12 protein-coding genes, 1 pseudogene and 1 riboswitch are annotated in these 11,454 nt (G+C 50.2%); all 13 genes and pseudogenes read right to left on the bottom strand.

Annotation, left to right across the window (positions count from 1 at the left end; translation table 11 throughout):
* A pseudogene (locus ACR0P9_RS02870) lies at window positions 1–414 on the bottom strand (hypothetical protein); the annotation flags it as partial.
* Between the two features lie 11 nt (window positions 415–425).
* Window positions 426–1,157, bottom strand: coding sequence for an ABC transporter permease (locus ACR0P9_RS02865; RefSeq protein WP_432617341.1), 732 nt, complete (start codon window positions 1,155–1,157; stop codon window positions 426–428).
* A gap of 4 nt (window positions 1,158–1,161) precedes the next feature.
* Window positions 1,162–2,007, bottom strand: coding sequence for an ABC transporter ATP-binding protein (locus ACR0P9_RS02860; RefSeq protein WP_432617340.1), 846 nt, complete (start codon window positions 2,005–2,007; stop codon window positions 1,162–1,164).
* Window positions 2,004–2,693: a precorrin-2 C(20)-methyltransferase gene (cobI, locus tag ACR0P9_RS02855; RefSeq protein WP_432617339.1), complete on the bottom strand. Its 690-nt coding sequence runs from the start codon at window positions 2,691–2,693 to the stop codon at window positions 2,004–2,006. Before cobI ends, ACR0P9_RS02860 begins: the two co-directional genes overlap by 4 nt.
* Window position 2,694: 1 nt before the next feature.
* A complete protein-coding gene (locus tag ACR0P9_RS02850; protein WP_432617338.1) occupies window positions 2,695–3,807 on the bottom strand; it encodes an ABC transporter ATP-binding protein in 1,113 nt (370 codons plus the stop codon).
* A gap of 10 nt (window positions 3,808–3,817) precedes the next feature.
* Window positions 3,818–4,831 (bottom strand): FecCD family ABC transporter permease, encoded by a 1,014-nt coding sequence (locus ACR0P9_RS02845; protein ID WP_432617337.1) that lies wholly within the window; start codon window positions 4,829–4,831, stop codon window positions 3,818–3,820.
* Window positions 4,832–4,856: 25 nt separating this feature from the next.
* Window positions 4,857–5,996, bottom strand: coding sequence for an ABC transporter substrate-binding protein (locus ACR0P9_RS02840; RefSeq protein WP_432617336.1), 1,140 nt, complete (start codon window positions 5,994–5,996; stop codon window positions 4,857–4,859).
* 4 nt (window positions 5,997–6,000) lie between these two features.
* A complete protein-coding gene (locus ACR0P9_RS02835) occupies window positions 6,001–6,918 on the bottom strand; it encodes a hypothetical protein (RefSeq protein WP_432617335.1) in 918 nt (305 codons plus the stop codon).
* Between the two features lie 74 nt (window positions 6,919–6,992).
* Window positions 6,993–8,015, bottom strand: a complete 1,023-nt coding sequence (locus ACR0P9_RS02830) for a sirohydrochlorin cobaltochelatase (protein ID WP_432617334.1) — start codon at window positions 8,013–8,015, stop codon at window positions 6,993–6,995.
* Window positions 8,016–8,181: 166 nt separating this feature from the next.
* A riboswitch (cobalamin riboswitch) is annotated at window positions 8,182–8,383 on the bottom strand.
* Between the two features lie 58 nt (window positions 8,384–8,441).
* Window positions 8,442–9,476 (bottom strand): DUF3878 family protein, encoded by a 1,035-nt coding sequence (locus ACR0P9_RS02825; RefSeq protein WP_432617333.1) that lies wholly within the window; start codon window positions 9,474–9,476, stop codon window positions 8,442–8,444.
* 109 nt (window positions 9,477–9,585) lie between these two features.
* Window positions 9,586–10,104, bottom strand: coding sequence for an energy coupling factor transporter S component ThiW (gene thiW, locus ACR0P9_RS02820; RefSeq protein WP_432617332.1), 519 nt, complete (start codon window positions 10,102–10,104; stop codon window positions 9,586–9,588).
* Between the two features lie 110 nt (window positions 10,105–10,214).
* A complete protein-coding gene (locus tag ACR0P9_RS02815; protein WP_432617331.1) occupies window positions 10,215–11,051 on the bottom strand; it encodes a Cof-type HAD-IIB family hydrolase in 837 nt (278 codons plus the stop codon).
* A partial coding sequence (locus tag ACR0P9_RS02810) for an RluA family pseudouridine synthase (RefSeq protein ID WP_432617330.1) occupies window positions 11,038–11,454 on the bottom strand: 417 nt, incomplete at its 5' end. The genes ACR0P9_RS02815 and ACR0P9_RS02810, both read right to left, overlap by 14 nt.

Below are 11,454 nucleotides of genomic sequence, written 5' to 3'. Positions count from 1 at the left end.
TTCATGCGGCACACTCATCGCTGTTGTATCCGCAATGACTGTCATAGGCTGGGTAAAGCTCGTGACCGGAATTTCAAATGTCGAATATCCCTCTTCATTGACGCGCTCATACCGAACGCCGCCGGAGATCATATAATCATAATTTTCACTGCCCCAAACCAGCGTCAGCACTGCGGTACCATCGGTGATTTTGAGCGCCGCCGGAGTTGTCACAGACGCCTTGCCGGAACCGCCTTCTAAGGCAACCGGAATGGCATAGTCGCCGTCATCCATCTCAATCCATGCAGGCTGTGCCGGTGTATTGGCAGCACTTTCCGGCAGCTTGGTGCCCTCGCTGTCTGCCGCAAAGCAGGCCGACGATGCCAGCAGCATGGTGAGTATCGTCAAAATCCATTGTCTGATTCGTTTTTTCATGATGCTGCACCTCATAGATTTTCTTTCTTATATACAAAATACAGACCTGCGACAATAAAGACGAGCAGATAAACCAGCAAAATCAAAATGCCACGAAAATCTGCCGGTTCTCCCGTTGCAATCGCACGAATCATCGAGCTGGTCTGCGACAGCGGCAGCGCGGCGATGACTTCTCGTGCGCCGTGCGGAATGGCTGACGTCGAAAAGAACGTATTACACAGATATGACATCGGCATGATGATGTAATTGGAAAATCGCGGCACATCGGCATGATTCTTCGCCAAGAACGACACGACAATGCTGAGTCCTGCGAATACTGCGCCATTCAAAAACAAAATCACAACAGACTGCCAATTAAACACCAATCCGGTATGAATCGGCAAAATCAGCAGCAAAATAATGCCCGCGGAATACAAACCGCGCAAAGCTCCCGCCAGCACCTGACCGACAATAAACTGCCACAGCGGTGTCGGAGAGATAATCACCTGGTCAAATGCTTTTTCATACAGCCGCTGTACATTTAGATTCTGCGCAATGGCGCTAAAACTGCCGTTCATTGTCGTCAGCGATACAACGCCGGGAATCAAATAATATAAATACGGCTGGCCATTCATTGTTGTGCGAATGCCCCAACCGAAAACAATCAAATACATGAGCGGAGCAATCAGCGCCGCCAGCGTGATTTTGGAAAAGTCCCGCAGGAATTCACGCCATTTTTCCCACAGAATCGTGATAATACCCATAGATTTAAATGCCCTTCGTCAAATGTTTGCCCGCTTGTTCTACAAAGACATCTTCCAATGTTGTGTCGCGCAGCGTACAATTTCCTGTCAGCTGGGACAGATAGGCAATCGCCTCTTCGCGTGCAGCAAAATATCTGCTGTGCACGCCGTCCGGATGCATTTCATCCACCGCATAAGCTCCCAATTTATGAATCAGATTGTCCGGCGTGTCCAAGTCTTCCAGCTTGCCGCCATCCATCAATGCCACGCGGTCACACAACGCCTGTGCTTCTTCGATATAGTGTGTGGTGAGCAAAATCGTCAAGCCCTTTTCATTGAGCTGACGCAGTAAATTCCACATCTGTCTGCGAGAAATCGCATCCATACCTGCTGTCGGTTCATCCAGCAGCAGAATCTCCGGATCTGTCAGCAGCGCACGGCAGACCATCAGCTTGCGTTTCATGCCGCCGGACAGCTTGCGGATCGTCTTTTTCCGATGGCTGATCAGACCGGCAAATGCCAACAGCTGCTCGGTCTTTTCTCGAATCTCTTTGCGCTTCATGAAGTACAATCTGCCCTGATACTCCATGATCTCGTCCATATTCATGTCCTGCCGCATCGAATATTCCTGCGTGACCACACTGACTTTTCGCTTGATGTCTTTTCGCTGGCGAGTCAGTCTCTCGCCGTCAATATAAATCTCACCGCCGCTGGGCAGCAAAAGCGTCGAGAGCATACTAATTGTCGTGGTTTTTCCCGCGCCGTTTGGTCCCAACAAGGCAAAAAATTCTCCCGTCTCAATGCGCAGGCTGAGCTTATCTACTGCCTGAAAGCCTTCAAACTGCTTGGAAAGATTTTTGATTTCAATCATGCGTTTGGCTCCCGTGCGATAATCAGAGAGTAATAGCCTGCATCATCCGGAATTTCTTCTACACCGTGATAAATTTTTTCCTCCGGCATTCCACAGTTTTCCACCATGACAACCTCGCGGCCACTCTGCTTGAGCTGCTGCTTGACCTGATCCATTTTTCTGCCAGACTTCATCAGGACACAATTGCCGGAATACGTCAAGTCGTCCTCCAGATTATGACGCGCCGGCAAAATGTGCAGTGGTTCATTCCATTCAGACAGCGACACATTCATGCGCGCTGCTGCCGCACAAAACGAAGTAATGCCGCTGACCGTTGCCGTCTCATACCCACGATCCTCAATCAGCTTTTTGACATAGCTGAACGTTGAATAAACCGTTGGATCTCCCAGTGTCAAAAATACCACATTTTTGCCGCACTTGAGCTGTTCTTCCGTCTTATCTGCGGCAATCTTCCAATTGTTTTCGCGTTCCTCCGCGTCCATCGTCATCGGCATATACAGCGGCAGCAGGGTTTTATCCGCCAGCTCCGGTGCAGCCTGCACGGCAATCTGGTATGCCACGGTCTCTTTGGGCTCTTTTCCCGGCACGGCAATGACTTCGTTTTCCCGAATCATACGCACCGCTTTGAGTGTCATCAGTTCCGGGTCTCCAGGTCCCACACCAACACCGATCAGTTTTCCGTTCATGTTATATTCCTCTCTTGCCATCCAATAATTTTCCTTGTTTTTTTGCCAGCTGCATCAGCTGCTGGTTTCCTGCGTTCATGGTGCCAAATCGCTCCAAACAGCACACAACGCCCTCGCAGGACGCGATCCATGCTTCCGCCTGAGCCAATGCCTGTTCGCCAATCGGTTCAAACGCCTGCTCGGTAACCACTTGCGCGGCAAGTGCCTGTGCCGCCGGTAAATCCATATCATTTTCATGGAGTACTCCCGCTGCAAACGGAATGCCTCTGCGCTGCAGCCGCCGATAAACCGGAACGCCGCTTCCGCCGCCACCAATGACAAAGATCTTGGGCGTACCTATCGGTTTTTCCAGCTCCATAAATCCGTAAACCGTATGATAACTACCGCAGGACACCTCATACAACTGTTGGATATACGCATCGGTAAAAATCTCGTCCGGCGTGCCGCATTTGTCAATGCGGTCTCCTTTGACACATACCACTCGATCCGACAGCTTTTGCGCCAAATCAATCTCATGCATGGAGACAATAACCGCAATCTTCTTTTCCAGCACAAGTTGCTTGAGAATCGCCAGCAACTGTAATTTATGGCGAATGTCCAAAAACGACGTCGGCTCATCCAAAATTAAAATCTCCGGTTCCTGACAAATCGCACGCGCCAGCATTACGCGCTGCCGCTGTCCGTCACTGATACAATTAAAGCTCTGATCCGCCAGTTCTCGAATATGAACCAGCTCCATCGCCTCGTGTACCTTTTTTCGGTCTGCATCCGACAGGACACCAAATCGTCCTGTATACGGAAATCTGCCGGATTCCACAACCTCTTCACAGCTCATCAGCTCCGGTTCTAGTCTTCCCGTCATCATGACAGAGACTTTTTGTGCCAGCTCTTTTCCGCTGATCTGAGACAGCGATTTTCCCGCCACGCAAACAGTGCCGCCCAGAATCTCCAGCTGTTTGGTAATGCTTTTGATAATGGTCGATTTTCCCGCACCATTCGGGCCAATCAGGGTTAGAATCTCTCCCGGACACACGGCAAGTTCAATGCCTTGAATAAGTACCTTCCGGTCATAGCCGACAGAAAGATTGTTGGTTTGTAAAATTGCGTTGTTCATGCTTTTTCCCTCAATGCCGTCCTTTGTCGCGGTGCAGCATCATCCAAATCACTACCGGCGCACCAAACACCGCTGTCACAGAGCTGATGCTGAGTTCTGTCGGCGCAAACAACGTCCGCGCCAACAAATCGCAAAACAGACAGAACACTGCGCCACCCAAAAATGACGCCGGAAGAATCAAAATCGGTTTGGAGGTGCGGAACAAACTCTTCACCAGATGCGGCACGGCAATGCCCACAAAGGAAATCGGGCCTGCAAATGCGGTAACGGTTGCAGAGAGCACACTGGACAGCAAAATTAGCTGCGCGCGAAACAGCTTTACCGGAACACCCAAACTCTGTGCATAGACTTCTCCGAGACGAAATGCATCCATTGGTTTGGACAGCAGCATGGTCAGAACCATACAAACCACAGTCACCACCGTCATGGTTCCGACATTGTCCCAGCTCACACCGGAAAAGCTGCCCATCGACCAGTTATGTAGATTGACAATATTGGAATCATCCGCAAATGTCACGGCAAAATCTGTGATCGCCGAGCAAATATAGCCAATCATAACGCCGCAGATAATGAGCAACGACATTTTCTTGACTTTTCCGGATATGAGCAAAATGAATCCCATAGAAATCATCGAGCCGACAAATGCCGCCAAAATCATTCCCGTCGAATTCATCACCCATCCGCGGCTCAAGCAGCCAATCATTGCCATGGCAACCGTCAATTTTGCACCGGAGGAAATGCCCAGAACAAACGGGCCTGCAATCGGATTGGAAAAGAACGTTTGCAGCAAAAAGCCGGAAACCGACAGCGCACCGCCCAAAATGACCGCCGCAATCAAGCGCGGCAATCGAATTCCCCAGATAATTGCCGTATTCGCTGAGGTTTTGCCCAGCAAAATGCCAAATACTTCCGCAGGAGACAGCGACACGGTTCCTATATTGAGGTTAAGTAAAATCAATACGCACAGCAAAATGGCGAGAATGCCATATCCCGCTGTGCATCGCATGACTGTCCGCTGTTTCATCGCTGTCTCCTTTCGTCTGTTGCTCTCATTTCAGTCTGTGCAAAAAAGTCAGCTGATCGGTCTGATCCGCTTGTCCCGTCACAATGCGGTTGAGATCTTCAATCATATCTGCCGCACCAGTCGTCTGCTGAAACATATTTTTCTCTGTGCACCAAACATTGCCGTCGCGCACCGCCTTGAAGTCCTTGAGCAGGCTGCTCTTCTCTGTCAGCTGACTGATGCTCTGCAAATCGCCCTCAATGGTGCTGTTGTAAATGATATAATCGGCATCCTTTGCCGCCGCATAAAAGGCTTCCATCTGCATATTCATGGTAGACAATGCATTGTCCTCTACCTTGAGCTGCTGTGCGGTCGGCACATAAGATCCGCCCGCCATGTCAATCATCTTGGAAACATAGTCGCCCGGTTTGCGGACATTGACAGAGCCTGTTGAGCTGATATAGAAAAACGCAACGGTTTTGCCGGTGTCTGTTGTCTGGATGCGATTGACCTGCTGTACTTTTTCATCAAAAAATTGTTGGGCTTCCTCTGTTTTCCCGAGCAGCAAGCCATACAGCTTGATCCACTCCATTCGTCCCAGCGGATGCGCTTCATAGCTCGAATGCTCTACAAGCACCGGAATATTTAACTTTTCCAGCTGTTCCTTGACCTCTGGATTGTGGGTAATCATCGTCGATTCCACGGCAATCTGGCACTTTTGAGCGAGCAAGGTCTCATAATCCGGCGCATTGTATTTGCCGACATACTGCAATTTGCCCTGCTGCATTGCCTGTGTCACATGCGGCAGACTCCAATCCTTTTGTGCCGTGCTGGTCATTGTGATGGAATCCAGTGCGTCCAATCCATCAAACAAATCTATTGCAGAGGATGCTGCCAAATAGATGTTGTCCAGCGGCTGCTGCAATACCGTAATCTTCCCACTCAAATTTTGCGGTGCCTGTTTGCCCTCCGGCACCAGCAGGTACTGATCCTGCTTTGCAATGGTAATCAACGCATAGCCGCCGTCATAATAATCGACAGAAAACTGGTCGGCATACTGCAAATCCATGCTCCTCGTTGGCTTCCAATCGGAAAAATCCGATGCGGATTCCTGTGTCCCGCAGCCGACCAGAAAAAAGCACGCGCTGAGCAGCACAACGCCCATGAGATATTTCAATCTTCGCATGGCATTACTTTGCCTCAATAGAATCTGCGTCAAATGTCAACGTGTAATCAATCAGATACGGTTGGCTCATCGCCGTGGTATCTGCCTGTACTGCCATCTTTGCACCGAACTTTGTCACCGGAATTTCAAAAGTAGATGTTTCCGTGCCTTCCATCGGCTCATATTTGGTATCTCCAACCATCATATAGTCATAATTAGAGCTGCTCCAAATAATTTCTGCGGTTGCCACGCCGTCTGCAACGGTCAGTTCTGTCGGAGACTGAATGCTTGCTCTGCCGGAGCCGCCAGCCAAGGTAACATTGACGGTATAGGTGCCGTCCTGCAAGCCGAGATCAGCCAGTGTCTTGCTGTTTCCGCCAGTCACAGCTCCTTCCGGCAGGGAATCCGCGCGAAGCAGGATGGTTCTATCGTACCACTGCTGCTTATTCTTACTAAATGCCGCACAAGAAATACCCTGATCCAACGCTTCCACCGGAATCGCAAAGGTATCTGCGCCGTCTTTATTGGTCTCAGGGAAAATATAATCCTCCGGCTTTGCCTTAGCAGCCTGCTCGCCTGTACCCAGATAAATGCAGCGATAGCCCGTGCCGCTCATCGTCATCACAGCCGTCATTTCACCGTTTTTTACGGTCAGCTGACAATCTGTCACATGAAACATCTTCGAGCTGCAATCCACAGCCACAGAATATGTGCCATCCTTGACCTGTTTGCCGGAAATGGCTTCCATGCCGTCCTCGCCGACCTGTTCCACGGTCGTCATATCCGCAGAGCTTGCCACCTTGCTGTAATCCGTCTTGTCTTTTTGCGTCTGTACAGCCGCAGTGCCGGAACCGGTATCTGCTGTTTGATTGCTTCCGCAGCCAGTCAGTGCGCCTACCAGCAGTGCAGCGCACAGTGCCGGCGCTAAAAATGTTTTCTTCATCTAATTTCACCCTTTCAAAACGAGAGCGGCACGAAAATCCGCGCCGCTCTGTCTGTATATCCGATTGTCGTGTATTACTTCAGAGAATCAATCGCTGCCTGTGCATGTTCTACATAGATCTGGCGAATGGTCTCGTTTTCACCCAGACCGCGCAGCAGGCACTCAACCTGATAGCCAGCAGCTTCAAACTGAGACTTCCAAGAATCCTTGTCATCGCCTGCCATATCGTTGTTTGCATGGTCACCAGCAACGACCATCAGCGGCTCCAGAACGACGCGCTTGTAGTTGCCCTTCTTGACAGCAGCCAGAACGTCATCCACAGACGGCGTAGCTTCTACGGTGCCTACGAAGTAGTTGGTGTGGCCATCCTTGGTCAGCAGATCCTGCATCTTCTGGTAAACAGCGTTGGAATCTGCGGATGTACCATGACCCATAAAGACAATTGCGGTCTCGCCATCGTCATAATCCTTGGTCCAATCGACAATAGCATTCTCTACGCGAGAGAAATCTTCATCGCTGGACAGCAGCGGCTGGCCGATTGCTACCTTGTCAAAGGCATCAGAGTACTGTGCAATATCACCCTTCAGCTCGTCATATTCCAGACCATTCATCAGATGGGTCGGCTGAACAACCAAGTTCTTTACGCCATTGTCAACGGCGCGCTTGAGTGCTTCGTTGATGTCATCGATCTTCTCGCCATCGCGCTTCTCTACGTGGTCAATGACAATATTTGCGGTAAAGCCACGGCGAACCGAGTAATCCGGGAAAGACTTCTCCAGCTGATCCTCAATCGCACCGATGGTCAGACGGCGGCTGTCATTGAAGCTGGTGCCAAAGCTGAGTACCAGCAGCTCATTCTCGCCAATGTCATCCTGATTGCGCGGATTATCCTTCGAGGCATCGCCGGTGTTGTAGTTTTCTTCTTCCTCTGCTTCTTCACCAGAACCAGAGCCGGAGCCAGCCTTTGTCGTAACCGCTGCAGAACCGTTGTCCTTTGCAGCGTCCTTGCTGTTGTCATTGGAAGAGCCGCAGCCTGCCAGCATACCAGCAGCCAGCACACCTGCCAGCAGCATTGCCGTCAACTTTTTCATTTTCATTTTCTTTACCTCCTGTGGTATCCTAGGAACGCTTCAATCGCGGTTTCAGAACTATTTTCGCGTATACCACAAGAGCGCTTCTCTCTGCTGAGAAAAAGCGCTGACCTCCCCAGCCCACAAAAGGCAGGCAAACAGTACGATCAAGAGCTCGTGATCCGGAAATATTTCCTGTACCAAGCATCCGGCAGGTTTCCTGACTTTGGCTCATCGCGCAAGAACAGCCTTACCAGTCCGCAGACCAGTGACCGCGCCGAAACGCATCGTTCTCCGCTCCCCGTTCACAGTGACGAGATCGCACAGGATTGTTCACCTGTTTCCCTTTTACCCTCTTGCTAGATGCAAGAGGCACCGAATCCTTTTGATTCAATTGTTCCAATCCTGCTTATTCAAGCATTGACATCATTGTATCATTTGCCCTATAGCTTGTCAACAGTTTCCCTGTTTCTCTTCCAGCCAAGCAGACAGCTCATCTTGGGTAAGAACGCGTCCTGTATGCTCAAAAAAACCAGCATTCCAAACGGCAGATGGCTGTTTGGTCTCCGAAACCATCAATCGAATGCCAAACGCAAATCCCTCATATTCCAACCCAAAAACCGTATACGGATGCTCTTCTACTGCAACAACTTGTGTGTTTCCTCTGCGAAAACGCGGATAATCTCCGGAAAAACCATGTGCGTGCAGCAGCGTCTGCACAGCTTTTCGCTGTGCCTGCATTTTCGTGTACAGCACAACGCCATAATCTCGCGGCGGATAGCAGGACGATGCCCTCTCTACTGCCTGACAAATTGTCTGATATAGTGCACCTCGTTCCGGCCGCTGCATCATAGCAATCAGCGGAGCGGCATCCTGTGTCTGTCGATACCGCTGGATCTCCGCGAGATAGGCAGTATCTCCCGCCTGACGCGCCAAATGCTCCATGCAATCGGTACCTTGTTCTGTGTCCGGATACCAATCCTCCAGCGATTCATGCACCGGAGACCAATAGCGAAACGGGGCAAACGTCACGAGCGGCAGCAGGGCTTTTTCCTGCGCATTACAGCTGCGGTCGCCCAGATATTGGTATTTATCATACATCGTTCCAATTTGATAGACCAGTTGTCGCCACTGTTCGTCTCCTTCGCGCCAAAAATGGCCGATTTCATGATACGGATAATACTGTTCTTCCCAACGGCAAGCAGCAAATTGCAGGGTCAAACAGGTTCCATCCGGTCGATACAACGTCACATGATACTGCCCATCTGCTTCTGCTCCTGTCACCTGTGTACCAACGGGAAAATACGCGGACAATTCTCCCACTGCTGTGCAATGCGTGAGCACAGCATACAATTCCACAGCGTCATTCATCATATATGGGATATATATATCATCCGGATCTTGTTCTGCACAGCGCAAAAGCTCCAAGGCTTCACAATCTATCAGTTGTTCCAGTCGTTCCTTTAACAATTCTATTTGTTGTGTCATAGCATCTCCTTATATTTGTTCTATTTTACCGCATTTTATCTACTATGTAAACAAAAAAACGTATTTACCCATGCATTGGCAAATACGTTTTTTACTTGGAACTTACAGATTATTTATCCAGCAGATACTGCATGTGTTTGAGGGCAGACGAACGCTTGAGTCCCGACAGCACCAAGCCCGCTGCAACCGATCCGACGACCGTCGAAATCAAGAACGGAATGATGTACGCATAAAACGCGACCGCTCCGGCATCCGTTCCCATAAACAAAACAGCAACTGGATACGCACACAGACCGCCGAGAATACCAGTGCCAAAAATCTCTGCCGCAACCGTCAGCAGCAGCTTCTTGGTCTTCCAATACATCAGTCCACAGCACAGGGCGCCGATCATACTTCCCGGAAACGCCATCAAGCTTCCCAGTCCAAACAGATTTCTCAGCAGACTGGCAAGAAAAGCACACGCCACACCATAACCAGGGCCGAGAAAAACAGCGCAGATGATATTGACCATGTGCTGAATCGGCGCACAACGCGAACCCAAAATCGGGAACGAGAACATACTGCCGACTACAGCAATGTCCGCCAGTACCGCACAAAGAACAATTTTTTTAATACGAGCACGATTCATGATTTTTCCTCCATTAAAAACGAGAGCATCACAAAGAATCATACCCGCGGTGGTATGCCCCTTCGTGACGCTCTCGCGTTACTCTGTCTGAAAGAATATCACATGTTGCATCACTTGTCAACCGATTCCCGCGATCCAAACCGCTTATCCAGATACTCTACGACTCCTTGCAGCGTATTGTGATTGTTGTCAGCCACGACAACATCTACTGTATCCAGTACTTCTTGTCTCGCATTCTCCGGCGCGAAGCTGATGCCTGCACTGTGCAGCATTGGCAAATCGTTCTGACTGTCGCCTACCGCGCAAATCAGTTCCGGCTTAACTCCAAGATATGCGGCGGCCTTACGCACGCCGTCTCCCTTATGTCCGCCCTTACAGGTCATCTCGTAGTAGACCGGCGTGGAAAACGTTAGATTGTACTTGTCTTTGACCCGATCAATAAACGGTCTCGCCGCCAGCACCTCATCATGTTCTCCGGTAAAATTGATTTTTCCCCATTCGTGTGTCGGCTCTGGAATTTCATCCAGATCGCACAGGATGTACGGAATGTCGAGATTGGCAAAATGCTGCCGTGTCACCTCGCACATCTGGCAGACATAGGAGTGGTCAAGCAAAAACACTTCTACGCCCAAGTGCGGATACCGTTCCATCACCTCTCGCGCCAATTGTTTCGCTCCGTCATCCAAGCCTTCCATGTATACGATGCTTTCCTGCGCTTCATCGCAGATAATCGCACCATTCAAATAGACGCCCGGTCCATTGCACGGCAGCAGCTTGCGATAGGCAGCTGTCGCCGGACGCGTTCTTCCTGTTGCCAAGGAAAAATAGCCGCCATTGCGTGTAAAATATTCCAATGCCTCGATGGTTTCCTGTCCAATCGTGCGTGCGTCATCGAGCAGTGTGCCATCCATATCCGAGGCAATAAAAATACCGTCAAACTTGCCCATACTGATTCCTCAACTTCTGTAATACCTGTTCAAAATATTCCGGCAGCGGTGCCTCAAACAGCATCCGTTCTCCCGTTGTCGGATGGGTCAGTTCCAGCTCTCCCGCATGGAGACACTGTCCCTGCAATTTCCATTTGTCCTTTGCCGGTCCATACAGCGGATCACCGATAATCGGATGCCCGATATGCGCCATGTGCACGCGAATCTGATGGGTTCTTCCGGTTTCCAGACGAAATTTCATCCATGTATAGCCCTGATATTGCTCCAGCACTTCATAATGCGTAATCGCTTCGCGTCCACCTGCAAGAACTGCCATTTTCTTTCGATCCACCGGATGGCGGGCAATCGGCGCATTGACCGTGCCGCTGTTTTCTTTTGGACATCCATAGACCACAGCAAAATA

It is taken from the genome of Butyricicoccus sp. (assembly GCF_050872565.1).
GTDB lineage: Bacteria > Bacillota > Clostridia > Oscillospirales > Butyricicoccaceae > Butyricicoccus_A.
The sequence above is the reverse complement of the archived record's forward strand: the minus strand, read 5'-3'. Positions and strand labels throughout refer to the sequence as shown.

Bases quoted from the DNA above. Each gene is read 5' to 3' on its own strand.
- ACR0P9_RS02865 (WP_432617341.1), bottom strand. From the start codon at position 1,157: ATGGGTATTATCACGATTCTGTGGGAAAAATGGCGTGAATTCCTGCGG.
- ACR0P9_RS02860 (WP_432617340.1), bottom strand. From the start codon at position 2,007: ATGATTGAAATCAAAAATCTTTCCAAGCAGTTTGAAGGCTTTCAGGCA.
- cobI (WP_432617339.1), bottom strand. From the start codon at position 2,693: ATGAACGGAAAACTGATCGGTGTTGGTGTGGGACCTGGAGACCCGGAA.
- ACR0P9_RS02850 (WP_432617338.1), bottom strand. From the start codon at position 3,807: ATGAACAACGCAATTTTACAAACCAACAATCTTTCTGTCGGCTATGAC.
- ACR0P9_RS02845 (WP_432617337.1), bottom strand. From the start codon at position 4,831: ATGAAACAGCGGACAGTCATGCGATGCACAGCGGGATATGGCATTCTC.
- ACR0P9_RS02840 (WP_432617336.1), bottom strand. From the start codon at position 5,996: ATGCGAAGATTGAAATATCTCATGGGCGTTGTGCTGCTCAGCGCGTGC.
- ACR0P9_RS02835 (WP_432617335.1), bottom strand. From the start codon at position 6,918: ATGAAGAAAACATTTTTAGCGCCGGCACTGTGCGCTGCACTGCTGGTA.
- ACR0P9_RS02830 (WP_432617334.1), bottom strand. From the start codon at position 8,015: ATGAAAATGAAAAAGTTGACGGCAATGCTGCTGGCAGGTGTGCTGGCT.
- ACR0P9_RS02825 (WP_432617333.1), bottom strand. From the start codon at position 9,476: ATGACACAACAAATAGAATTGTTAAAGGAACGACTGGAACAACTGATA.
- thiW (WP_432617332.1), bottom strand. From the start codon at position 10,104: ATGAATCGTGCTCGTATTAAAAAAATTGTTCTTTGTGCGGTACTGGCG.
- ACR0P9_RS02815 (WP_432617331.1), bottom strand. From the start codon at position 11,051: ATGGGCAAGTTTGACGGTATTTTTATTGCCTCGGATATGGATGGCACA.